The organism is Occallatibacter sp. (genome assembly GCF_049582745.1).
Taxonomy (GTDB): Bacteria; Acidobacteriota; Terriglobia; order Terriglobales; family Acidobacteriaceae; genus Telmatobacter.
In genome coordinates this window covers 85,244-110,330 of the sequence record NZ_JBAUUO010000051.1, presented here as the reverse complement: position 1 = coordinate 110,330, position 25,087 = coordinate 85,244, and the positions used below count along the sequence as shown (strand labels likewise).

The window sequence follows — 25,087 nt, the reverse complement described above, 5'->3', positions numbered from 1 at the left end:
GTCATACGCCGCAAAGAACTTCCCTCGCAGATCGTTCGAGTATGGTTCCGGCATCTGGGTGTGCGGACAATCGCCACTCCTAGCTTGCAACACAAATGACCCCGTGCACAGTAACTAGTGAAATGCTCTAATCGCAACACCGCCGGATCATTGCTTTCGCGCAGGAGAACGCAAGCATCGCATGAGATGCAGACAGGATTCGCAAAGTTTTCGCGAGGACTGCGATGAGGGAATTCAACTCGCACTGCGCAGGAATCCCGCGCACACTGATCTATCCGATTCAATTCGATCGTAAACCGGTGGAGGGAATCGACCGAGTTCTCCAACAGGAGAGAATTTAGGAGAGAAGTGTCCAGGCTCGGTCGATAGGATCGGCTGCGCACCCAGATAAACAGTTCGCGTTTGTCGGAAAGCGCCGTCGCCTGGGAACTACTGATTTGCCATGACGATATTGAGGACTTCAGCTTTTCGCGCCGGACTTCGTCGTTTGCTTTTCTACATCGGACAGCATCTTCTCAACCTGACCCCTGGCGGCGTAGCCGGGATTGGTTGCCAGCAGCTTCTTCCAGTCGGCGATGGCGCCGGCACTGTCGTGCTTGCCTTGCCACTTGACCAGTCCGAGATTGAATAGGGCGTTCGGATTATTCGGCGCATACTTGAGCGCCGCGTTGAACTCCGCGATCGCCTTGTCTGCGTCGCCGAGGTACCAATAAGCCGTCGCCATGTCGGTGCGAACCGTCGCATTCGACGGATTCGACTCGAGGGCGCGGCCGTAGTAATCGACGGCGACTTGATACTGCTTTGCGTCGTAGTACAGGTTCCCGATGCTGGTGAGCAAGTTCGAGTTTTTCGGATCTGCGTTTAGTTTCGAGATCAGCGGAGCGGCCTGGTTGTCGGCCATAGTCTTCAACTGGTCCGGACTCGGCGCCTGGAGTGGAGGGCTTGCGCTGGTTGCGGTAGCCGCTGGAATGCCGGCAACCTTTGCGGTCTTAGTCTGTGCGGGGTTCCGTGCTGCGCGAATGGCCCATCCGCCGGCAATTCCCGCCAAAAGGCAAACCGCCATCAGGGCCCGTGGCCCAGTCCAGTGCTTCGCAGAAGAATTATTCGTGCCCATTGCTATTCTGCGCTCCCTGGATTCCGTGTTGGTCGCCCATCATGGTCATCACATCGGCCATCAGTTTCAGCACCGTGGCTTTGCGCTCAGGGCTGAGCTGCGGATTCGTTTTGAGCAGGCGCTGCCAGGTTGCCATCGCGCCCTTGGCGTCGCCCTTGCCTTGCAGCTTGATCATCCCCAGATCAAAGAGGGCATTCGCGTCTGTCGGCTGGACCTTGAGAGCGCGATTCAATTGCGCAATCGCATCATCGATCTTCCCGTTGCGATAGAGACTTGAAGCCAGCTTTGTGCGAACGGGAACATTCTTCGGGTCGGATTCAAGTGCGCGATTGTAGTAATCTGCCGCTTCTTTGAACTGGTGTGATGTGTGATAAATCGCTCCCACTTGCACCAACAGAGAGGCGTCGTTGGGGCTGCTCTTAAGTTTTTCGAGCAGCGGTGCCGCCTGCTTGTTAGCCATTTGCTGCATCTCTTCGAGACTGGGACGATGTCCCGGGGGTCGCGCGCTTGCGGCGGTCGCTGTCTGAGCTGTGTTTCGCTGCGCGGGAACTGCCGGTTGCGAACTGCGCAGGAAGTATCCGAGGCCCAGTCCCGCACAAAGGCAAAGTATCGCCATGAAGTAGACCTGCGCCGCCCCAAGAGTTGGCGCAACCGGCAACGCCGTGATTGATTCGTTGGTCATACCGTGAACTCCCGTTGCGAGCAGAACTCGGGAATGCTGTCTTTTCGAACAACCCAACAGAGCAACAAACGATTCAGCAAGCACGTTGGTCGCCGAACAGAGGCTTGATTGCGCTCGTGAGGTTATAGAGAAAGTGACCGTGCGCCACCCTGTAGTAAAGCAAGGTGTCAGAGATGAAGACGTGATGCACATCACACGACCGTGCTCGGCTGGTTGCGATTGTCCGACGCTGAATCACTGTCGGCGCTGTTTAGATTGAGCAATTTGTGACGGCTGTCACGAACGACTTGGGGCATTTCACCAATGCGGTGTGGCAGAACGCCCATCGGATCGTGATGGATTGTTACGCAGGCTTGTTTCCTATGCCTCGCAGCGTGCGCGCAACACCCTTGTCGACAAGGAATTACCAGCATTGTGCAAATTCGGTACAGCCGCTAAAGCAACGGCATGAGGCGTGCACACTTGAAGGCAGTCTGAACTGAAAGCAAAAGACACAATGTCGAAGTGACGGTTCAGACAGTTCGAAGGAGTGCGCGCTAGGAGGCTCCACGTAATGAAGAATATTCTTTTCATCGCTCTTTTGTTATTGGCGACCGCAGGTTTCGCGGCGGCTCAGATAGGAGCGGCACCATCGAATGACGTTCTAGGTGCCCACCTCAACTACGGCCGTGGCTGCGCGGCCTGTCATGCACCACACAGCGGCGTTTACGGAAATGGAAATGCCAAGACAGCCGATCCAACTGCAGGTACCGTTGCTCTCTGGGGCGAAGATCTCGGCAGCTTGTATGGCAAGCCGCTTCAAATCGGCAGCACCAACGGCACCACGGGTTTTGCCGAGGTTCTGCCCACAAGCCTGATGGCTGGAACACCTGACGTTAGCGGCGTGCTGATGTGCCTGAGTTGCCACGATGGCAACTATGCAACGGGCGCCATGATGAAGAACAAGGTCTATGAGACGCTGCCTGCGACTTATGGCTCCGGCACCATTCCTACACTGCTCGGGAACGACAACACCGGCGTAGGAAATTACCTCAATGATCACCCGGTGGGCCTGAACGCCGTGATGGGTTGCGGCGGCCAATATGACTGGGATTGCACAATCGACGGGAACGGCAAGGTCCTGATGACGGGAGCAAATTCCAGCAAGTTCGTCACGAATTATGGCTTCTTTGTCAGTCCCGGCACCTACAACGCCAAGCCGGTCGTGATGTGCACGACGTGCCACAACCAGCACTTGATGAACGTGGTGAAGGTAACCACTGGCGCGAAGTCAGGTCTGCCGAGCGGGAACTACGCAACCATGTTCTTCATTCGCGCTCCTTATAACCCGGCCAGCGGCACGGCCGGCAGCAACCAGACGGCGCAGTTCTGCCGCCAGTGCCATGGTGGCGAAGCGAACGAGAGCAATGGCGGCACTGCGGTTACTACTTTCTAGATTCTTATGCATGAGGGGAGGGGGGCAGCACTTTCCCTCCCCTTCCTTTTAAGCGGGGGTCAATTAAATGAAGTACACAATTTCTTTTATTGGATTTCTTCTCCTGGGGACTGGTGTGGCCTACGCGCAGGTTTCGTCACATGCGCCCACCGTATTCAAGCAGCCGCCAGCTCAAACAATAATGAAACCCGCTCCTGCAGCAGACAAGCCGGTTGCGCGCGTGAACGGCACAATTCTTACCGACGCCGACCTTGTCCGCGAGGAGTACGCCATCTTTCCGTATGCCCGCCAGCACAACGGGATTCCGAAGGAGTTTGAAAAGCAGATCCGCGACGGCGCGCTGAAGATGATCATCTTCGAAGAGCTCGCTTTTCAGGAGGCACAGCGTCGGAAACTGACAGTTCCGGCGGCGAAGATGCAGCGGGCGGAAACAGATTTTCGCAAGCAATTTGTTACACCCGAGGAGTACAACACCTTCCTGCAGAGCGATTTTCACGGTTCCCGGCAACTTCTGCTGGAGAAGGTCCGGCGCTCGCTGTTGATTGAAGCTTTCTTGAAGACCGAAGTTGAAGCAAAAAGTGTTATCTCTCCGGCGGAAGTCCGGACCTACTACGACAAGAATCCGGCTCGCTTCCATCATCCCGAGACATTCACATTTCAGACGATCTCCATTCTGCCGTCCGTGAATGCAACGGCGGAGCAGTTGAAGGAAGCGCGCACGCGCGCGGAGAATGCGCTGCGGCAGGCCAAGTCGACGAAAACCGCCGAAGAGTTCGGATTGCTGGCCGAGAAGGTATCCGATGACGACTATCGCGTAATGATGGGCCAGCATAAGCCGCTGCCCGTCGATCAATTGGCGCCTCAGGTTGTGAAGGCTCTCAATACGATGCACCCGAATGACATGAGCGGCCTTATCCAGGTGGAACAGGCCTATACCATCGTGCGCCTGCAGGTACACACGCCTGCGGGACAGACTCCATTCGTGGAAGTCAGAGCGCAATTGCAAAAGGAACTTCAACAGACGAAGACGAACCAGGTCCGCACTGCGTTGGATCAGAGGCTTCGCAAAGACGCAAAGATCGACGAGATGTAACCGTACGGAAGGAGCCTGGATTCGAAATCGGGCCTGCATCGTGTAACCGACTTCAGACAACTCGGTAAGGATTGAGCAAGCGGAATCCGACGCGAGATAGATTAAGGATGGCATTGAGTGTTGCGGCTTTTTCAATGTGCGTTGTGGGTCACTGCAGGGTCTCTGCTGGTGGCGAATCCTGCCGGCGCACAAATCCGGTTCGGTGAGACCAGCACAAGCGGCACGGGTACCATCTCTTCGGGTTATACCGCGAATTACGGCAATATGACGCCATCATCCCACGGATGGACGCTCGGAGGTGCGGCTACTCTCACAGGATCGTTTCACAGCCCGAATTTTCTTTCCTATAACGTCTCGCCGTATTTGAATCAGTCTCGGGCCAACTCCAATTTCCAGTCGATCTCCGATGCCAGCGGCGTCAACTTGAGCGCCAACATCTTCGCCGGCAGCAAGTTTCCTGGTTCCATCACTTATTCCCGGGCGTACAACAGCGACGGAAATTACGCCGTTCCGGGGCTGGCCAATTTCGTGACCCACGGAGATAGCGGGGTTTTCGGCATCAACTGGAGCGAGAATCTTCCCGACGCGCCAAGCTTCTCCGCGGGATTTCAAAGTGGAAACAGCCTGTATTCGGTCTACGGGACAAATAATGACGGGAAGAACACATTTCATTCCCTGAATCTGCATTCGGGCTATAGGTGGGCAGGCTTCAACATGGGCGCCTACTATACAAAGGGAGCAGCGCACTCGATCATTCCGCCCGTCCTTACGGCAACTATTTCGGATTTACAGTCGGACAACACGGCTTACGGATATAACCTCTCGCACCTCCTTCCGTGGCGGGGTTCGTTTGCCGGCAGCATAAACCGGGCTTCCTGGAACACGACATACCTTGACACAAATTCCAATGGTTCGATCGACACCATGAATGCAACCGCAGGAGTACATCCGACCGCCAAGCTGTCGGTGACCGCGACTGCGAGTTACTCCGACAACCTGACCGGACAGATTATCCAGTCCGTGATTGGAGCGGGGGGCGTCACTCCAATACTGAACTCGGATCAGTCCTCCAATTCGCTTGATCTAATGACGGTTGCCACCTACACGCCTCTGCCAAATCTGCAAACAGCAGGCTTCTTCGAGCGCCGTACGCAGACGTTTCAAGGACAGGACTATGGAGTGAAGTCCTACGGCGGTGACGCTACATTCACTCACAAGCTTCTTGAAGGAACCATCAATTCGGCAGTAAGCATAACTGCCAACTCCTCGGATCAAAGTGGCCAGGACAGCATCGGCATTTCAGCATCCGAGAACTACAGCAACCGCATTCTCGGGTGGCGCTTGAACGAATCGTTCAGCTACGCGCAGAACGCGCAGACGTTGCTCGTCACCTATATGAATTCGTACTACAACTACTCGGGAAACATCAGCCGTAACTGGGGATTGTTCAACATCAGCGCCGGCGGCGGCGGCGGGCGGACCGCATTGACTGATCAGGCCGGGACGTCAAACAGCAGCGAGTCTTATAACGCAGGCATAGGATATGGAACCTTCCTTACGGCGACGGGAAGCTACTCCAAAGCCGACGGGCAGGCTCTGGCAACGGGTGCTGGTTTAGTGGGTGTGCCGGTGCCGACGCCGATCCTGCCATCAGATCTGGTGAGTCTCTTTGGTGGGAAGAGCTATTCCTTCGGGGTTTCGAGCACGCCGGTGAAGAAGCTTATATTCGCGGCGACGTATGCGAAATCAACGAGCAACACCCAAAGCAGTGGCATTGCTTCTTCAAACGAGAACACCCAATACAATGCTCTTATTCAATATCAGGTTCGCAAGTTGAACTTCATCAGCGGCTACGCCCGGCTGGAACAGGGATTCAGCAACTCTGGTTCGCAGCCCGAGGTGATCTCGTCGTACTACATGGGGATCTCACGGTGGTTCAACTTCTTCTAATCCGGAAATGCCGGAACATCGCCGTGTGGTCAGCTTGCGTGGCGCTGCTGCCTTTTGCCGTCTGGGCCGCGCCAAAACCAAAGGCGCCGGCCGCGCGGGAACTCTGGGAGATGTCGCTCGACGGCGGTCGCAGCCTTACCTGGGAGCGAAGCTTCGAGTCGGAATCCGAGGTCAAGCCGAATCGCGGATTCTGGAACAAGCTCGTAGATGTCGTTGCCGGATCACCCGACTACCGCTTTCTGGTGCGCCCCTACAGCATTACCAGCGATTCGCACGGGCGCATTATTGTGACCGATCCCGGCGCTTCCGGCGTCCATATCTTCGATTTTGCGCAGCGCAAGTACAAGTTCATCGAGCGCAGAGAAAAAAGCAAGGATGCGATGAAAACACCGCAATGCGTTGCGGTCGACTCCCAGGACAATATCTATGTAACCGATTCGGACGCGGGCAAAATCTTCGTATTTGAGCCGAGTGGAAAGTATGTCCGCGCCATCGGTAGCCTGAAAGGCGGTGAAGGTTATTTCAAGCGGCCCACCGGAATTGCCGTAGACTCGACGGAACAGCGCATTTATGTCACCGATACTTTGCGCGACCAGGTCTTTGTGTTGGACATGCAGGGGAACATCCTTCAGACGATCGGAAAGACCGGCGACGGCGATGGCGAATTCAATCTGCCGACGGAGCTGCGTTTGAGCGGTCCGAACCTCCTGGTCGTCGATGCCATGAACTTTCGGGTACAGGCGTTCGACCGCACAGGGAAGTTTCTTTATTCGATCGGAAAAATTGGCGACACGACGGGGGCCATGTTCCGGCCAAAGGCGGTGAGTGTCGACTCGGAAGGCGATCTCTATATTGTGGATGCCTTGTGGGGCGTGGTGCAGGTCTTCAACCGTCAGGGCCAGCTGCTGTATTACTTCGGCGGAAAGGGTACGCATGCCGGAGAGTTTCAACTGCCCTCGGGCTTGTTTATCAACCATGACGACAAGGTGTATGTGGTGGATTCGTTCAACCGGCGGATCCAGGTGTTTCAGTATGTAGGCGTGAAGAGTTCTGCGGCGGGGGCGGCAAAGTGAGAATCAGATTCTTGGCTGCGCTCATAATTCTGCTGACAGCGACAAGCCTGTCTGCGCAGATTGTCGGAGACGCATTGGGCGTTCATAATCTTGGATCCGGAAGCTCGTCTCCGTTGACGGGTTCGCGGCCAGACTCGTGCGCGTATTGTCATGCTCCGCACTCCGGGCTGAATATGGGGCTCTGGAACCAGAAGCTGACCACGCAAACGTACACAACCTACAGCAGCAACACGGAAAAGAACATTACCACGCAGCCAGCTCTCGGGGCCGTGAGCAATCAATGTCTAAGCTGCCACGACGGCAGTGTCGCCGTGGGAGCCACCGTGGCATATGGCCAGGTCACGACCCGAGGATCCATGCTGACGACTGACGTGTTTGGCAGCAACATGCAGTCTTCGCACCCGTTCAGTCTCGCGCTTCCCTTGCAGGACAACATCGACCTTGCCGCGTCGCTTGCTGCCAATGGAACGACCGCCGACCCGACCCACGCGGTCAACCTGATCAAAGGAAATGTGGAGTGCACGTCGTGCCACAATCCGCACGTGCAGGCCAGGGATCCGATTTCGCTGAATTTCCTGGTGAAGGACAGCTCGAGCGGCGAGCTTTGCCTGGCATGCCACGATTCTAGCCGCACGATTGGCGGCCAGTCGAATCCACTGGCCGGTTGGTCCACCAGCGCTCATGCGCTTTCCACGAACAAGATATCTCCCCAAGCGCTGCTTGGAAGCTACTCGACCGTTGCAACGAATGCTTGCATCTCGTGCCATGCGCCGCACAATGCGAGCGGTTCGAGTCGCCTGCTGCGCGGACAGAATGAGCAGGATTGCATTGCCTGCCACAATGGCGGCGCCAACATCTCCCCGATTGCGCCGTATGCGAACGTCTTTGCGGAGTATGCTGCGCCCAAGGTTGGTCACCCGTTCCCAGCTTCGACAAACCCGCACGATGCGAGTGAAGGTGTGTTGCTGAACAACAATCGCCACGCGACCTGCGTCGACTGCCACAACGCGCACGGCTCAGAACCGGTCGGCATCTTTCCGCCTGCGCCGCTGATGCGCATTTCGCAGAAGAACGTTGCGGGCATGAGTGCGACCGACGGAACAACAGTGCTTACTCCAGCCGTGAATCAGTATGAGAACTGCCTGCGTTGCCACGGAACCAGTTCCGGGAAACAGGTTCAGGCGATCTATGGATACTTCCCGGTGCGAGCTGTCTCGGGCGGCGATCCCCTCAACCTGATCCCGCAGTTTGCCGTGTCCGCAACTTCGAGCCATCCGGTGATGCATACCAGGAGCAGCGCGCTTGCACAGCCAAGTTTGCTTGCGAACATGCTGAATCTCGACGGAATCACTCTCGGTCGCTCGATGGGAACGCAGATCCTCTGCACGGACTGCCACAACAGCGACGACAATCGCGAGTTCGGAGGGTCGGGTGCAAACGGACCCCATGGTTCGCGTTGGTCGCATATCCTGGAGCGCCGCTATGAATTCAGTCAGACGATTACGCCGGGTCAGGCGATTTCCAATCTCTTTCCCAATCCCGATCTCAGCGTGAACGGACCGTATGCGCTGTGCGGCAAGTGTCACGACCTTGCCAACCAGATAGAGAAGAACACCAGCTGGAACCATCATGCGGACCATATCAATACTGGGGTGAGCTGTTCCACGTGCCATACCGCGCACGGTTTGGGAGCCGCAAGCGGCACCATCAGCGGCGAGCGGCTGGTGAACTTCGACGTAAACGTCGTGGCGCCCAATGGAGCATTGCCGATTTCCTACAGTCGCGCAACCAATACCTGCACGCTGGTCTGTCACCAGGTTGCGCATAACTCCGATGGCACCGTTTCGGCGGCCAGCGCGCGCAAGATGCCCGGCATCCGAAGATAGCTTTGGCCACTCTAGAACGTTGTGCCCGCGGTGCTGCCATTCATCTCATTTGATTTGTCCGCATGACACTGACGGCAGAATTGCGCCGTCTGGTTCGACAGCGGGTTGGTGTCGTTGGGATTGTAGGGAGCGCGCAGGAAGAACATGGTTGCGTAAGTTCCCGCCGGCAGTCCGGAGTCGGAATTCCGCCCCACGGTGACGACGTTCATCACGTGCGGATCGTGGCAGGTTGTGCATACAACCACGGCACGGTTGTTGTAGACGCCCGGCTTGACGAAGAATCCGTAGCTGGTCACGAATCGGCGGCAAGCGGCACCGCCCATGGTGATCATGCCGTTTGCTTCGGTGCAGTCCCATTCTTTTGTGCCGCCGCAGCTGACGGTGGCGTTCAGGCCCATCGGATGGTCACTGATGTAGCTCTGCGTGCCGGTGGTCGCGAGCAGTGTGGGGATGGAACTGCGGTTGCCGTAGGTAGCGGGCAGGTTCTCGTAGACCTTGTTTCGCATCATCGCTGCCGGGGCGAAGTTGCCGTCGTGGCAGCCGAGACAGGTAAGCATTCCAGATACGTCGGGCGTCGTGGCAGACATGCTTGACGGCAGAACTTCAACGTACTTGCCTGCGCCGGTCGTGATGGTCTTGCCGTAAAGGGCGCTCACATCTTCGCCCCAGAGGATTGTATTGCCCGAGTTCGCACTGCTGCCTGACTGGCCGTTGCCGGACGTGCCGCTATGCGGCGAATGACACGCCGCACAGCCGCGGCCATAGTTCAAATGAGCACCAAGAACATCGGTCGAAGGCTGGGTAATTTGCGCGGCTGCGAAACCCGCGAATGCCAACATCACGAGGACGACGGTAAGAGTCCGCTTCATGGAACAAGGCCTCATTTCGCTTTGTTCCGTTCATCGGCAGAATTCCGATTGAGCTTGAGCGGGTTTGTTCCGGCTCGGATCGTTTCCCAGCACCGCGCTTTGCTTGTGCTGGGCTCTTTTCGATTTCTTTCTACGGGAGGAGGAATTTGCGGGCGTGCGTCAGGCTTCGTCCTCTGCGTGGACCATGCTGAATTTCTTCAGCTTGTAGCGCAGTGCATCGCGGCTGATGTCGAGCAGCTTGGCGGCATTGGTCTGGTTGCCATTGGCCTGGCTCATGGCCAGTTCGACCATGGAGTGTTCCAGTTCTTCGAGCGACGTACCGCCCTCGGGAATGTAGAGACGGGGAAGAGCGCGTCCGTTGGGCAGCTTTCGTCCGCCATCGGCAGGAGAGGTGCGCTCGAACAGAGTGCGGCCGCCGGATTCACCAACCGAAAACGGCAGGTATATCGAACGCAGAAACGCTTCTTCTTCCAGAATCATTCCCCGTTCGATCGTGTTCTTGAGTTCGCGCACATTGCCAGGCCAGTTGTGGCCGAGAATCAGATGGCGTGTTTCGTCGGTAATGCCGCGAATCGATTTGCGGAAGCGCCGGTTGTAGCGGTCGATGAAGAAATCCACGAGCGGGAGAATGTCTTCCTTGCGATCGCGCAGCGGAGGAATGAAGATGGCGATGATGGCGAGGCGGTAATAAAGATCCTGGCGGAACTGGCCTTCGCGCACCGCTTTTTCGAGATCGCGGTTAGAGGCGGCGATGACGCGCACATCCACCTGGGTATCGCGCAGGCCGCCGACACGGCGAATGACCTGATCTTCGAGCACGCGCAGCAGCTTGGCCTGGAGCAGGGGAGAGAGTTCGCCGATTTCATCGAGAAACAGGGTGCCGCCATCGGCCGCTTCAAACAGGCCCTTTTTCATCTGCTTGGCGTCGGTGAATGCTCCCTTTTCGTGACCGAAGAGTTCGGCTTCCATCAGGGTTTCAGGGATGGCGGAGCAGTTGATGGCGACGAAGGGCTTTTCGCAGCGGCTGCTTTCGTAGTGGATGGTCTTGGCGATGAGATCTTTGCCGGTGCCGCTTTCGCCCTGAATGAGGATCGTGGAGGCTTCGCAGGAGGCGACCTTCTTGACGAAGTTCATCAATTCAGTCATCTTCGGCGATACACTTACGACGCTTTCGTAGCCTGCGCCGGTGCGAGCCTTGGCGCGGGAGGGGTGCTGGTCGTCGGTGCGAGCGCCGGTTGCCTGGATTGCGCTCTCCATCACGTCGTGCAAGGCTTCGAAGTCGATCGGCTTGCCGACGAAGTCGTAGGCGCCGAGTTTGAGCGCGGCCTTCACATCGTCGAGTTGTGGATCGGCGGTGATCATGATGACGGCGCGCGCATTGCCGGTCTTTTTCAACTGGTCGAGAACTTCGATACCGGTGAGGTCGGGCAGTCGCACGTCGAGCAGAACCAGGTCGGGAGACTCACGCTGGGCGAGACGGAGGGCCAGTTCGCCGGCATCGGCTTCGATGACGGTGTAACCCCACTCTTCGCATTTCTGGCGGAGCGACCAGCGCACGAGGCGCTCGTCATCCACGATCATGACCTTTTCTGCGGGCATCGTCGTTCTCATGTGTTGCGCAAGCTCAAAGGGCTCACTTGCTTGTATCCAGGTTGTCGATTTCAGCAGCGGGGATCTTTACTCACCGTGTATCGAAGTGATCCCCGATACAACGCTGGGAATATTAGAGGGGCTTTGGCTCTCAAAGAATGTGATTGGGGTCACGTAGGTGAGGCGCAGGGACCAGGGACCGAGGGACTAGGGACAGGGACTATCGAAGCTCGATGGTTCAGAATGTCGTCTGTCTCCACGCGCCAATGATTGCGGTACCCCTCCCCCTACTCTGGGAACAAAGTCGCTCTTTTCAGTGGTTTACGGCGAAACCGTTTTGTAAAGTCTTGTGCCGAAAGGGAGTTAGACACAGAGTCGTCTTAGCAAAGGTCTTAGAAACCGGGAACGAGGCAACACAAGAACGAGGGAAATCCGAGAGCGACGGGCGGTAGTCACCAAGGTTGCCCGTACTGATTCAGGATAGGCTTAACGAACAAATAACCTGCAAAAGTCGGGGAAGCCATTTGGCGTTTGTTCTGAGGGGTTTAGGCCGGAATAGGGATTTGTGGGGCTTGACATTGAGTTTTTTCCCACACTACGAGGGGGCAGCACTCTCACAACTCGCGTGGCTGCGCATTTCTCAACCTCTTCGGCCGGCAGGAGGCCGTCCAGGAATCTTGTTCAAGAATTTTGTTGCCATGCCGAGCCTGACTTGCAGATGCTGCAACAAAATTATCTACGAGCGGGGCGAAGATGCGCCAAAGGCCCGAGTAGACCGCAACACATCCGAAACTCCAAAAAACCTCTACAGCCCGGCTCAATGAGCGCATTGGCCAACACTTGAGAATGCCAGGACGACAAATTCTGACAGTTCCTGAAGATTCACTCGACGATATACCTTGACCTTCTACAGCTTGCGGCGTATATGTAGAAGCGATAGGCATGAAAAAGACAGACGGCAACTTCGATCTTCCGCAGGGCACTCTCGACCTCCTCATCATGAGGGTCGTTGCTCTTGCACCGATACACGGCTATGCCATTGCGCAAAGAATCCAGCAGATCTCGCGAGACGCACTCCAGGTCCAGCAGGGCTCTTTGTATCCCGCTCTCCACCGACTCGAATACAAGAAGTTTCTCAAGGCCGCGTGGAAAGAGTCCGAGACCGGCCGGGAAGCCAAGTTCTACGAGCTCACCGCCCAGGGCCGCGCCCATCTCCAAGCCGAGACCGAGAATTGGAGCCGCCTCACCGATATCGTCGGCCTCATCCTCAAGGGAACACTGGAGGAAACTTCATGAGTTGGCTGACGAGCTGTGCGCGTTCTACGACATCTGCTGATGGGGATTACGCGATTTTCTCAACGCATACTTATGAAGAGTTCAGAGAAAACCCGGAGTTTGAGGAGCTGGCAGCAATGCAGGCCGGATTCGAATTTCGGCCAATCATTGCGCGCAGGGAAGGCAGCCAAAACCTTGCGCGCTCTGCCGAGGGCGAGTTTGTGTCGGGGAGCTATTTCCGTACGTTCGGACTGGAGCCAGCCACGGGAAGACTGATCGCCGATTCAGATGACGTAGCCGGGGCACCGGATGCGGCGGTCATGAGCTATGAGACATGGAAGGGCGATTACAACGGCGATCCGGCGATTGTAGGCAGCACGTTTTGGGTGAATACGAAGCCGGTTACAGTGGTTGGGGTTGCGCCGAAAGGATTCTATGGTGACCGGCTGGCGAGCGCGCCGCCGAATTTCTATCTGCCCATCCATGCCATGCCAGGGTTGTTGGGCGCTGGCTACGTGAATGATCCCGACACGGCGTGGCTGTATGTGGTGGGGCGGCTGAAGCCCGGTGTAGTCTGGGGACCGCTCCAGGAGAAGTTGAGTTCGCAGCTCAAGAACTTCTATGCGACGAGCAAAGTTTACGCCTCTGCACACGACCGGCCGCTATTGGATCGGGTACATGTGGTGCTGACTCCTGCCGGCGGTGGCATCCAAAACCTCCAACAAGCCTACGGTGACCGCCTGCGGCTCCTAATGTCGATCGCAGGGATTGTGCTGCTGATTGCCTGCGCGAATATTGCCAACCTGCTGCTGGTACGCGGTATGCGCCGCACCTCTGAGATGAACGTGCGCTCAGCGCTGGGAGCGCGGCGGGGAAGGATTGTGCGGCAGCTGCTTACCGAGAGCGTCGTCCTGGCGGTTTTAGGAGGCACTGCAGCTCTGGCGGTATCGTATGGAGGTGCGCGGATGTTGCTGGCGCTGGAATTCACGGGCGAACAGCATGTGCCCATCCACGCGAGCCCATCGTGGCAGGTGCTGGCGTTTGCGCTGTGCGTCTCACTCGTGACCGGCGTGTTGTTTGGTGTTGCGCCTGCGTGGATATCGTCGCGGGCAGAGCCGGCGGATTCGCTGCGTAGCGCAACGCGGACGATGACCGGGGGAGCTTCGATTCTTCAACGCAGCCTTGTCGTAGTGCAGGCGGCCTTTTCCGTGGTACTGCTTGTGGGTGCGGGAATATTCACGCAGAGCTTGAACAAGCTCCAACGCACCGACCTGAAGCTGGACGCAACAAACCGGTATATTGTCCACGTGAATCCGCAGGCGGCAGGGTACAAGGTGGAGCAGTTAGAGGCGCTTGCCCGGACGATGGAGGAACGGTTCCACGCCGTGCCCGGCATCGAGAAGGTGGGCCTGAGCACCTATACACCCATGGAAGCCGATAACGACGATTGGGGTGTGCAAATTCAGGGGCAACCGTGGTTGCATCATCAGGGTGCATCGATAGTGAAGGCCAACGCGGAGTATTTCGACGCGGTTGGAACGCACGTGTTGATGGGCCGTGGGATCGAAGCACAGGACACTTCGACTGCATCGCTGGTATCCGTAGTGAATCAGGCCTTCGTCAGAGAGTTTTTCAAGCCAGGCGAAGTCCCAATTGGACATCGCTTTGGACCGCCGGGGCCAACCTCATCGGGAGACTACGAGATTGTCGGTGTGGTGGAAGACACCGCTTATACGAGCGTGCGGTGGAAAAACCACGCAATGTATTTCGTTCCCCTGATGCAGCATCCACCAGTTCCGAGTAAGCTGGTCGATCCGAACGACGATGTCTACATCGGTGCAATTGTGCTGGAGACAGCGCGGCCCATAGCGAACATGGAGGCCATCACGCGCCGAACACTTTCGAGCATTAATCCCAATCTTTCTGTCGTAAAGTTTGAAACTTTCCAGGCGCAAATCGGGGACCAGTTCACCTCTGAACGAATGCTTTCAAGGTTGACGCTGCTGTTCGGTGCACTCGCGCTGCTGCTGGCGTCAATTGGCCTTTACGGTGTGACAGCATATTCAGTGGCACGCCGCACACAGGAGATTGGAATCCGCATGGCGCTCGGTGCCAGACGCACCGCAGTCGTCTGGATGGTGATGCGCGGTGCGGTTTATCAGACCGCGCTCGGTCTCGCGATCGGCATTCCTGTGTCCATCGCTTGTGTGCGCTCTATGAAAGCACAGCTTTATGAGATCACGAACGTGAATGCGCTGGTGATGGCCGGGGCTGTCATTACCCTGGCCGCCGCTGCCTGCGTCGCTGCTCTCGTCCCGGCGCGGCGCGCAGCCTGTGTCGATCCCGTGAAAGCACTAAGAATGGAATGAGTCCTAAAGTGCGAACAGACTTAGTGTCCACCGCTTCTGTGCATGCCAAATCTCAATGAGCACATCATCGCCAATGCACTCATTGTGCGGCAGAGAGAGTGATTCGAAGATTTCGGGTGAATCACCGCCGATGGGGAAACTTCAGCCAGGGGGCGCAACGCCACCTACGGGGCGCGAATTGGAATTGCGCTGCTTTCCCCGGGTTTCACCCGGGGCTATTTTCGATTCGTCCCTCCAGGACGAAAGGCGCGAAGCGGTCAAGTGACCGTCAACTCGGACACTACATTTCTCAGGGCTTAGCCACGAACTTGTTTTGCCGCTTTACGACACGACTAAAAGTCGTGCCCTGACGCACGGGGTCCATGCAGGGGTTTTGAAGCTCGCACCTTCTTCAAGGAGCTTTCTCGGGGCCTACAGTGTGCGCGTGAGAACTCTGGTCAGTGTCGTGCTGAGACTCGGAAAGAACTGTATTTGAAGATATAAATGGCAAGTTAGCGCCGTTTCACGGCGTTGCGAGTTAGCAAGTCAGCGCGGCTTTACGGTGTTGCGAGTTAGCAAGTTAGCGCCGCTTCACGACGGAGCGAGTTAGCCAGTTCATTGGGTTCTCACGCCGATACCAAAGGCCCCTTCTCGCGGCGAAAACCGGATTCAGAATCAGGCGACTTCGGCGGGGATGGCGGTGGGGGCGAAGGGGAGTTGGACTTCGAAGGTGCTGCCCTTGCCGAGTTCGCTTTTGACTTCGATGTGTCCCTGGTGCTCTTCCACAATGCGTCGAACGAGGGAGAGGCCGAGGCCGGTACCGTTGCTGCGCGTGGTATAGAAGGGCCGGAAGATCTGCGACTGCTGTTGTTCTGTCATGCCGCGGCCGGTGTCGGTGACGGTGATGACGGCGCAGTCTTCGTCCGAGGCGATCTGGACGGTCACGGTGCCGGGGCCATCGATGGCTTGCACCGCGTTGAGAAGAAGATTGAGAACCACCTGGTGAATCTGATCGCTGTCGTGTTCGACTTCAGCAAGGTCGGGGGCCTGGTGGAGTTCGATCTTGATGGGATGGCTGAGAACCTGCTGACGCGCCAGCATGACGGCGTGTTCGACGGTGGTGTTGAGGTTGCTGCGCATCATTTGCGGCGGATGGGGGCGGGCGGTTTCGAGGAGGTCGGTAAGAATGCGATTGATCTGGTTGATTTCGAGGCGAACGTCCTTGACCATGGCGCGGGCAGGGCTCGACGCAGGCAGATCGCGACCGATGATGTCGATAACGCCAGCGATGCCGGCGAGCGGGTTGCGAATTTCGTGAGCCAGACCGGTTGCCAGTTCGCCAAGCGTGGCCAGATGCTCGGCGCGGGACATCTGTGTGCGGTGCATGGTCTCAATCTCCTTACGACTCTCGCGTAATTGCTGCGTCATGCGATTAAAATTCCTGCCCAGATCTCCGATTTCATCGTTGCGCTGGGAGAAGCTGACGGTGACATCGAGGTTTCCGGCGCCGATCAAGGCGACCTTTTCCTGCAATTCGACCATCGGGCGCTGGATCAGATAAGCCAGCACGCCGATGGAAACGGCGCAGATGATGACCGCTCCTGCACCGGCGACCATCAGCACTGCGTGGCGATCGGTCGCGCGGAGGGAGAACGTGGCGAAGGTGAAAAGGAGCAGCCCCGCCAGTAGCACGAAGACTACGGGCATGATTGCCTTGATCTGCCAATTGACTCGAACTGGATGCACGTGCAGTCCCCACCGAGATAGAGCAAGCGGGGCACCAGAAGGTGCGAGAGATCTAAACCACGAGGTTAATAGACTTAGGCGAATCTCACAGATTGTGCGCGCGTGGATTTTGCGCTAAATCGCGCATCGGGAAGGCGAAATCTCGGGGATTTGGCGCAACCGCCGGTGAGCGGAAAATCGGCGGATCGGATGGGGGATTTGGCGGACGCGGGTGAGGCAGAACGCCCACGATGTGTTTTAGATCACAGAAACGTGTTCTGATTCCGTATCTAATCAAGCTGCGAAGTTGCTGATGCACCGATGGTTGGGCATGGGACATCCGGCTCGGCCGTGGAACCGGATTACGGCGACCGTCGTGCAAGCAGAGTTAGTTAAGAAACCGTATGAAACTGCTCCTTCATTGTCTATTGTTCCGGGGAATGGATGCCGGCTTCGCTGAACGCCGGTTCGGCATTGGTCGCTTCATCAGTGTTGGCCTGATGTTGATGCTGGTGTTGCGTGCCGGCGCAGCAGTACACCCGGTTCCGCTGGATAAGAATACCGACCCGAAGAAGTGCCTTGAGTGCCACGACGACAAGGCCAAACACAAGTTTGTACACTCGGCGATGGAGATGGGCTGCCTGAGTTGCCATGAGATTCGGGTGAACAAGGACGTAACGCGGGTGAAGCTCATCACGGCCACGCCGGTTGCGCTTTGTATCAGTTGTCATGCCGACAAGAAGGCCGCGGATATCAAGGGAATGGTGCATCCGCCGGCCGTGCGCGATTGCCTGACCTGTCACGATCCGCATTCGAGCGACAACAAGAATCAGTTGGTGAAGGCTGAATCCGGCGACGAGAAAGAGAATCTCTGCCTGGGCTGCCACAAGACGGGTTTGCATGTTTCGGAAAAAGGCAGCCGTCATGCCGCGCTCGACATGGGATGCGATACGTGCCACCTGACCCACAAGACGGGCGCCGAGCCGACGGCGGAGAACCGCTTTCATCTGACGAAGCCGGCACCTGCACTCTGCGTGGATTGCCACGATCCGAAGGATGCCGAACTGGCGAAGGCGCACAACAATCAGCCGTTCGGGACGGCTAACTGCGTGCAATGCCACGATCCGCACCAGTCGGATTCGCCGAAGCTGATGGTGAAGTTCCAGCATGCGCCGTTCGAGGGGAATGGATGCGACACGTGCCACCAGCCGGCGAAGGATGGGAAAGTGGTGCTGGTGCAGGCGGATGTGAAGGCGCTTTGCGTTACCTGCCACGACGACGTGGCCAAACAGATTGATTCGGCAAAGGTGCCGCATCCGGGCGCTGCGGGCGATTGCACGGATTGTCACAATCCGCACGCGAGCAGCCAGCCGGGATTGCCGAAGACGGATGCGGTGAGTATCTGCCTGGGGTGCCACAGCGACATCGACGATCTGCGCAAGAAGTCGGTGCATCATCAGCCGGCGTTCGCGCAGGGTTGCAGCACGTGCCACACGGCGCATGGCGGCGACAACGAGCACCTGGTGCGGGTGAAGGGCAACGGGCTTTGCCTGGAGTGCCACGGGCCCGATTCGGCTCCGCAGAAGGATGAAGCGAATCACCTGCTCACGATTTTTAACGGCACGGTGAGATTGCCCGATGACTACTACGTGAAGAACAAGGTTGCGATTTTGCCGCTGCGCTATGGTCTCGGGCATCCAGTGGAAGGTCATCCGGTTTCAGACGTAATGGACCCGACGAATCAAAGCAAAGTGAAGACGCCGCTCAGCTGCCTGTCGTGCCATCAACCGCACGCTTCGGCGCAGCCCGATCTGCTGGTGAAGGACCAGGTAAACAATATGGCGTTTTGCGACAACTGCCACAAGAACCGGCTCAACATGAATGAGACGGTGGTGCCTGGAAAATAATGCTGCGAGCGATGCAGCGATGCTGCACGCGGCAGGTACTGGAGATTGAGATGTTTCGCTTCCTCTTCAATTCGATCCGCACTCGCGATAAGCTCACGGTTCTGCTTCTGCTGGCGGTGGGCCTTACGTTTTCCTTAACCGCAAACGCAGCCAAGAAGAAGAAGGCGTCGACCGCGCCTGCGGCGGAAGTGGGGCCGCGCAAATTTGCATTCGACCCGACCAAGCTGGTGTGGCCAAGCCCGCCGAGTATCGGACGCATTCACTGGCTGGACTATTTTGCGGGGGCGAAGATCGATTACACGCCGACAGCGAACGCCAAGCCGAAGTCAAGCTGGATGGACAGGCTGGCAGGCGGACAGACAGATGCGGAGAGGATCAATCCGAAGAGCTTTCCGTTTCAGATGATCGGACCGTATGGCATCGCGATCGACTCGAAGGGGTTTGTGTATGTCGCCGACCAGAGAGTGGGCGCGGTATTCATCTTCAACACCGAGACGCGCGACTGCCAGATGATCCGCAACGGCATTGATGCGCATTTTGGCTGGATCAACGGGCTGGCGATCGATGACGACGACCGGTTGTTTGTTTCCGACGGCAAGATGCACCGCGTGCTGATTTTCAATCCCAAGCACGCGCTGGAGAACCAGATCACGGAGGGAATTGTCGATCCCGTGGGCCTGGCGATCGACACCACCAACCGATTTCTCTACGTGGTCGACACGCAGCAGGACCAGGTGCTTGTATACGACGCGGATACGCTCAAGCCGCTGCGGCGCATTGGCACCGGCGGAAAGAATCACTTTCTGACGACGCCGGGGGATTTTGGCGCTCCGCAGGGCGCAGCGGTCGATGCGGACGGCAACCTGTATGTAACCGATACGCTGAACAATCGTGTTGAGATTTTCGACGCCGATGGAAACTTTGTGAGCGAGTTTGGCAAGCACGGCGATGGGCCGGGGTATTTTGCGCGTCCGAAGGGGATCGCGGTCGATGCCGACGGGCACATCTGGGTCGCGGACCAGATGAATGACCGGCTGCAGGTGTTCAACAAGGATGGCCAGTTGCTGACGTATGTCGGAATGGGCCATGGGGAACTGCCGGGGCAATTCCGATCGCTGACGGGCGTGGCGATCGACAAGAATAACCGGGTGTTCACGACAGAGCAGGAGCCGGGACGTTTGCAGGTTTTTCGCTATGTGACCGATGCGCAGGCTGCGGAGGAAAAGGCGAAGAAGGACGAAGAATTGCAGAAGGCCGCGGATCGCCGGCAAAAGGCCGCGGCACCGGCGCAGGAGAAGCCGGTTGAGGCTGCTCCGCAGAAGGCTCCGGAAGCGGCAGCGCCGAACAAGGCTCCGGGGAATTAAGCGCTAAATCTTAAAGACCGATACCTGCCGAGGAAGTTCGACGAGAAGATCGAATCCTCGTTCATTCGACTCGAAGGGCAGTCATTGGATCGACCCGCGTGGCCCTCAATGCCGGTGCCCAAACCGAGATAAGGGCGACGACACTTAACAAGACCGGCGTTGCGACGAACGATATGGGATCGAGCGGCTTTACGCCGAAGAGGAAGCCGGCGAGGAACTTTGTGAGCCAGAAGGCACCGCCGGCCCCGATGAGCACTCCGATCAGGGTCAAGGTCATTCCCTGACGGATCACCATGTTGCGAAGGTTGGAGGCCTGGGCGCCGAGTGCCATGCGAACGCCAAGTTCCTGCGTGCGCTGTTGAACGGAGTAGGACATCACGCCGTAGACACCGATGGCTGCCATGAGCAACCCGGCGAAGCCGAAGACGGAAAGCAGCAACATATTCAATCGCTCACGCGCGATATTGCCGGCTTCGAGTTCCTCCATGGTGCGGATATGGGCAACCGGAAGGCCTCCGCTGGCCTGGCGTAAAGCAGTGGAAATGGGAGCGACCAGCGTGTGCGGGTCTGCCTGGCTGCGAACGAACCAGTAGAGCGGAGCGACTTGAGAATTGAGCGCAGTCTCCAGGTCCGGCATCTGTACCAGGGGGATGTACATCATGGGAACGGGGTCGTTCTCTGGACCGCGATCATGGGTGTCGCCGATGATCCCAACAACTTGTCGAGGGCCCTCGGCAAAGGCGGGGCCGGCGCCAGCGCCGATAAGGATTCGGTCTTTCAATGGATCGCTGTTGGGCCAGTACTGGCGGGCCATGGCCTGGTTGATCAACGCGACGCCTGGGGCCGCGGCATCGTCCTGGCGTATGAAATTGCGGCCACGCAGCAGGGGAATTTTGAGGGTAGAGACATATCCATAGGAGATGGAGCAAAAGCCCGCTCCGCCGGAAGATCTGGCATCTCCTTTGGGACGGCCAACGACGTCAAAGCCCATCCCGAAGCCTCCGACCATGGGCAGGCAGTTGCTAACGCCTGCATCGAGAATTCCCGGAACTGTGTGGAGGCGGTCGGTTCCTTCCTGGATAACTTGTGCTACGGGCGCGGTCTTTTGAAAGCGGTCGCCGCTGATCGACATCGACATGCTGATGACGTTGTGCATTGCGAATCCGGGATCGACGGATTCGAGGTTCATGAAGGTGCGAATAAGCAACGCCGCCCCGACAACCAGAACCACCGTCAGCGCCATCTCGGCGATGACCAGCCCGGAACGGAGCTTTCCGCCGCGAACGCCCATGCTGGCATGAGTGCCGTTTTCGTTCAGGGCGGCGGCTAGATTCGCGCGCGACGCACCGATCGCAGGCAAAAGGCCAAAAACGATGCCGGTGAGAATCGAAATTCCGAGGGTGAAAAGCAGAATGTTGAGGTCAAGCGAAATTGCTGAGCCGTTTTCGCCGATGCGCGGGATATCGCCGGGATTGATCCTGAGCAAGAGGCGAACTCCGGCGAAACCTAATCCGAGCCCGATCAGTCCACCTGTAACCGACAGCGTGAGACTCTCGACGAGGAGCTGCCGGATGATCTGGCCGCGGCCGGCTCCAAGAGCAGCACGCGTCGCGAATTTCCGCTTCCGCGAGGCAGCTCTGGCGAGCAGAAGATTTGCCACGTTGGCGCAGGCGATCAACAGCACAAAGGCGACCGCTCCCCACAGAACGAGAAGCCGAGGGCCTATGTCTCCGATCATTTCCTTCCGAAGAGAAGTCATGCCAAATCCGCTTTCGCGCGGAAGTGTGTCCGCGCCATACAGCCTGCGGAATTGGTCGGCGACCAGGCGCAGGTTCGCTTTGGCTTCGTCCACCGTGACTCCGGATTTTAGTCGCGCGGCCACTGTAAAGAAATGGGCCAGGTCTTTCGAATTGGGGTTGAACTGGAATGGCACCCAGAGATCGGCAGGCGCATCGGTAGTGAATCCGGGACCGATGACTCCGATGACCAGATAAGGCTGGCCATCCAGCTGAATGGTTGACCCCACGATCTTCGGATTGGCGCCGTACCGGCTCTTCCATAGGCCGTAGCTCAGGACGGTGACGTGGCCGCCATCGGGGCTGTCTTCTGCGGCTGTGAAGGTGCGTCCGGCGATGACCGGAGCGCCGAACATTGCGAAGTATTCAGCAGATGCGTGAATTCCCTGGACCTGCTGTGGATGGTCCGTTCCAGTGAGGTTGAGTCCGGCTCCGCCGAAATCATAGGCCGCGACCTTCTGGAAGATGGTGGTCTGCTGACGCCACAGATTGAATTCGGGAACGCTGGCTACGGCGAACGCTCCCTGCGGCGTTGTTTCTGTGAGCGAAACCAATTCGTCGGGATTGGGATAGGTCAGCGGCTTAAGAAGGACGGCATCGATTACCGAAAAGACCGCGGTATTTACACCGATTCCAACGGCAATTACGACAACAGCGATGATCGCAACGCCGGGTGCCTTGGCAAGGGACCGCAGGGCGAATCGCAGGTCGCGCCCCAGGTCTTCAATCCAGGGAAGGGAACGGTAACGCCATTCGCGTTCGCGCACAGTTCGCGGATTGCCGAAGCGCAGGGATGCCTGCCTGCGCGCCTCCTCCCGGTCGAGCCCACGCGCGATGTTTGCATCCGCTTCATGGGCAAGATGAGAATCAATCTCTTCGGCAAACTCCTGATCCTTCTTGTTCCGATCGGAAAACCGTTGTGAATTCATTACGGTGTCCTCCTACGATTCGATCGATTCCCCAAGGATGAGGCCGATGGCGCGGGTCATTTTCCGCCAGCGTCCGGCTGCGGCGTTGAGTTCTTTGCGGCCCTTGCTGGTGAGCCGGTAGAACTTTGCTTTGCGGTTGTTCTGACTGACCCCCCATTCGGAGGAGACCCATCCACGGTCTTCCAGACGGTGTAGCGCGGGATAGAGCGAACCCTGCTCCACTTCGAGCGCGTTCTCTGAGGTGCGTTCGATGGCCTGCGCGATGGTGTGGCCGTGCGCGGGACCCAGAATCAGCGTGCGCAGGATCAGCATGTCCAGAGTGCCCTGCAGAATCTCTCCCGCTTCCGGCGGCCTTTTGAAAACCATGAGCGATCTCTCCACTCGAATGACTATGCAAGAGCATAGTATTCCAGTCGAATGACTCTGTGAAGAGGCAAATTGATTCGGTTGTGCTTCGGCTGCCTTTCTGGCAATACCTGCGCCCGCAAAAGCGCGCGGCTGGAAATTGGCATTGATTCCGGGTCGTATTTCTTTGTATGTGCAAGCGAGCATCCGCTATTCAATCCCTGACCTTTGGCATCTGTCCAGCAGAGCGAAGGTAACCGCTTCTCCAACCGAATGAGCCATAGCGGTTGCAACTCCTGATGGATTTTCGACGCTGCCGGCTGGGGATAGGCTTTGACCATGACGCGTGAACGCTGCGGCGTTCCTCCGTCTTTGCAGAGTGCATTTGCACGTCGCGGGCCCATGAGTCTTAGAGGGTACTTCTGGGCCCGCATATTTCAAGTTGGCGGACAGCAGCAGAATCCCTGAAGGGTGGAAACCATGTGCGCGGATTCGGGTGAGATGGCGAGAAAGTCGAAGAGCACGACTGTTGTGGTTGATCAGCCACATGCGGGAAACGCCGACGGGATCGAGTTGCGGCGAGTGCAGTGTCATCTGACCGATTCCCTGTGGAAGCGCGTGCTGCGCCTGATGTTTCCCGATCAACGCAAGCAGGAGCGGCTTCCGACGCCTCCATTGGTGGGCTATTTGGGGACCGCGCGCGCATCGAAGCCGTATGATCTGGGCAACATCAGCCTGACGGGATTCTGCCTGCTTACCGGTGAGCGATGGATTCCCGGAACCGAGATGCCGATTACGCTGGAGCGGACCGATTTGGCGGCCGAGGACGACAAGGATTCTTTTACCGTGCAGGCGACGGTTGTGCGGAGCGATGGCGAGGGAGTCGGCTTTTCGATCGTGTTGAGCGAGGAAGAATCCAATGCGGTGTATGGGAATCCGTTACGCGTGAAGTGGATGACAAGGCTGGAGATGGAGCGGTTCATGGAACGGCTTAAAGTGCAGCCCGGTTCAGAACTGCCCGATGATCGTTCGCAGAATCCTGCGAAGGCAGCGGCGAGCACGCAGTCGGGAAAAAGGGCGCGGTTGAATGCTGCGTTTGAGGGCGGCCGATAGCGTAGTCCGCCGCAGATGAGGTCATTTACTCTTGCCCAAAACAACGTAGAATCGTGGAAGAGAAGCCCGCAGGGGCTGAAGCGGTGCCCTTTCAAAGCATCGAGTTTTCCGCAGCCTGTGAAGCCGTGCCCTGACACTTCTTGGCCGAATCGAGTTAGATCGACAGCAGCCCGCGAAGCTGGAGCGGATCGGATGTCCGCTATGACCTTTGAGTTGGTGACTTTCATGGTTTCCCAAGCGTCGCGATTGTTTATTGCATCTAAAATGGCACTATGACTCCAGGGATATCTTCGCGCCGGCATGCGAAAACACCTCCGCCCGGCGAAACGGGGCAAGAGGCCCTCTATCTGCGTTCGCTGAGCGAGCGCCAGGTTCCAGTGGCGGTGAAACTGCGCGGCGGCGAAGTGGTGCGCGGGTGGATTGAGTACTTCGACGACGGCATGCTGCGCCTGACGCGCGAAGGCAAACCGAACCTTTTCATCTATAAGCACCAGATCGAGACGATTACCGAGACGGCCAAGCGGCGCGGACCGCGCAACCGCACCGGTGAAACTTCGGGCCGAAAGGCCGACCAGTGAGCGAAACGGCCGCTC

General features: G+C 57.6%; 18 protein-coding genes. 11 read left to right on the top strand and 7 right to left on the bottom strand.

Annotation, left to right across the window (positions count from 1 at the left end; all coding sequences use genetic code 11):
• Nucleotides 1-460: 460 nt before the first annotated feature.
• Entirely contained in the window at nucleotides 461-1,114 is a 654-nt protein-coding gene (locus WCA10_RS07215; protein ID WP_472821830.1) for a tetratricopeptide repeat protein, read from the bottom strand.
• A complete protein-coding gene (locus WCA10_RS07210) occupies nucleotides 1,101-1,796 on the bottom strand; it encodes a tetratricopeptide repeat protein (protein WP_472821829.1) in 696 nt (231 codons plus the stop codon). The genes WCA10_RS07215 and WCA10_RS07210 overlap by 14 nt, the downstream gene beginning before the upstream one ends.
• Nucleotides 1,797-2,349: 553 nt before the next feature.
• Between WCA10_RS07210 and WCA10_RS07205 the strand changes: the two genes are divergently transcribed.
• The 5 genes from WCA10_RS07205 (at nucleotide 2,350) to WCA10_RS07185 (ending at nucleotide 9,233) form a co-directional block, all read left to right on the top strand.
• Nucleotides 2,350-3,231 carry a hypothetical protein gene (locus tag WCA10_RS07205; protein WP_472821828.1) on the top strand — a complete coding sequence of 294 codons (882 nt, stop codon included), beginning with the start codon at nucleotides 2,350-2,352 and terminating at the stop codon, nucleotides 3,229-3,231.
• Nucleotides 3,232-3,298: 67 nt separating this feature from the next.
• Nucleotides 3,299-4,324, top strand: coding sequence for a peptidylprolyl isomerase (locus WCA10_RS07200; RefSeq protein WP_472821827.1), 1,026 nt, complete (start codon nucleotides 3,299-3,301; stop codon nucleotides 4,322-4,324).
• Between the two features lie 117 nt (nucleotides 4,325-4,441).
• Nucleotides 4,442-6,274, top strand: coding sequence for a hypothetical protein (locus WCA10_RS07195; protein WP_472821826.1), 1,833 nt, complete (start codon nucleotides 4,442-4,444; stop codon nucleotides 6,272-6,274).
• A 23-nt stretch (nucleotides 6,275-6,297) separates the two neighbouring features.
• Nucleotides 6,298-7,347 carry a 6-bladed beta-propeller gene (locus WCA10_RS07190; protein ID WP_472821825.1) on the top strand — a complete coding sequence of 350 codons (1,050 nt, stop codon included), beginning with the start codon at nucleotides 6,298-6,300 and terminating at the stop codon, nucleotides 7,345-7,347.
• A gap of 11 nt (nucleotides 7,348-7,358) precedes the next feature.
• Complete coding sequence (locus WCA10_RS07185; RefSeq protein WP_472821824.1) at nucleotides 7,359-9,233, top strand: cytochrome c3 family protein; 1,875 nt, start codon at nucleotides 7,359-7,361, stop codon at nucleotides 9,231-9,233.
• Nucleotides 9,234-9,244: 11 nt separating this feature from the next.
• Here WCA10_RS07185 and WCA10_RS07180 read toward each other — a convergent pair whose 3' ends face one another.
• Nucleotides 9,245-10,102: a c-type cytochrome gene (locus WCA10_RS07180; protein ID WP_472821823.1), complete on the bottom strand. Its 858-nt coding sequence runs from the start codon at nucleotides 10,100-10,102 to the stop codon at nucleotides 9,245-9,247.
• A 159-nt stretch (nucleotides 10,103-10,261) separates the two neighbouring features.
• The gene (locus tag WCA10_RS07175) at nucleotides 10,262-11,701 is read right to left on the bottom strand and encodes a sigma-54-dependent transcriptional regulator (protein WP_472821822.1); all 1,440 of its coding nucleotides are present in this window, start codon (nucleotides 11,699-11,701) and stop codon (nucleotides 10,262-10,264) included.
• A gap of 933 nt (nucleotides 11,702-12,634) precedes the next feature.
• Here WCA10_RS07175 and WCA10_RS07170 point away from each other — a divergent pair.
• Together WCA10_RS07170 and WCA10_RS07165 are read left to right on the top strand one after the other, a co-directional pair.
• The gene (locus WCA10_RS07170) at nucleotides 12,635-12,988 is read left to right on the top strand and encodes a PadR family transcriptional regulator (protein WP_472821821.1); all 354 of its coding nucleotides are present in this window, start codon (nucleotides 12,635-12,637) and stop codon (nucleotides 12,986-12,988) included.
• Nucleotides 12,985-15,336 carry an ABC transporter permease gene (locus tag WCA10_RS07165; RefSeq protein ID WP_472821820.1) on the top strand — a complete coding sequence of 784 codons (2,352 nt, stop codon included), beginning with the start codon at nucleotides 12,985-12,987 and terminating at the stop codon, nucleotides 15,334-15,336. Before WCA10_RS07170 ends, WCA10_RS07165 begins: the two co-directional genes overlap by 4 nt.
• A gap of 654 nt (nucleotides 15,337-15,990) precedes the next feature.
• Here the strand turns inward: WCA10_RS07165 and WCA10_RS07160 are convergent.
• Entirely contained in the window at nucleotides 15,991-17,022 is a 1,032-nt protein-coding gene (locus WCA10_RS07160; protein WP_472821819.1) for a sensor histidine kinase, read from the bottom strand.
• Nucleotides 17,023-17,444: 422 nt separating this feature from the next.
• On the opposite strand from WCA10_RS07160, the gene WCA10_RS07155 reads away from it, so the two are divergent.
• The gene (locus WCA10_RS07155) at nucleotides 17,445-18,947 is read left to right on the top strand and encodes a cytochrome c3 family protein (RefSeq protein WP_472821818.1); all 1,503 of its coding nucleotides are present in this window, start codon (nucleotides 17,445-17,447) and stop codon (nucleotides 18,945-18,947) included.
• Nucleotides 18,948-18,997: 50 nt separating this feature from the next.
• A complete protein-coding gene (locus WCA10_RS07150) occupies nucleotides 18,998-20,311 on the top strand; it encodes a 6-bladed beta-propeller (RefSeq protein WP_472821817.1) in 1,314 nt (437 codons plus the stop codon).
• Nucleotides 20,312-20,372: 61 nt separating this feature from the next.
• Here the strand turns inward: WCA10_RS07150 and WCA10_RS07145 are convergent, their stop codons facing one another.
• Nucleotides 20,373-23,036: an ADOP family duplicated permease gene (locus WCA10_RS07145; protein WP_472821816.1), complete on the bottom strand. Its 2,664-nt coding sequence runs from the start codon at nucleotides 23,034-23,036 to the stop codon at nucleotides 20,373-20,375.
• 12 nt (nucleotides 23,037-23,048) lie between these two features.
• Nucleotides 23,049-23,402, bottom strand: a complete 354-nt coding sequence (locus WCA10_RS07140) for a PadR family transcriptional regulator (RefSeq protein WP_472821815.1) — start codon at nucleotides 23,400-23,402, stop codon at nucleotides 23,049-23,051.
• Nucleotides 23,403-23,882: 480 nt separating this feature from the next.
• Between WCA10_RS07140 and WCA10_RS07135 the strand changes: the two genes are divergently transcribed.
• On the top strand, nucleotides 23,883-24,494 hold the full coding sequence (locus WCA10_RS07135; RefSeq protein ID WP_472821814.1) for a PilZ domain-containing protein: 612 nt from the start codon (nucleotides 23,883-23,885) through the stop codon (nucleotides 24,492-24,494).
• Between the two features lie 272 nt (nucleotides 24,495-24,766).
• Entirely contained in the window at nucleotides 24,767-25,072 is a 306-nt protein-coding gene (locus tag WCA10_RS07130) for an RNA chaperone Hfq (RefSeq protein WP_472821813.1), read from the top strand.
• The last annotated feature ends 15 nt before the right edge of the window (nucleotides 25,073-25,087 follow it).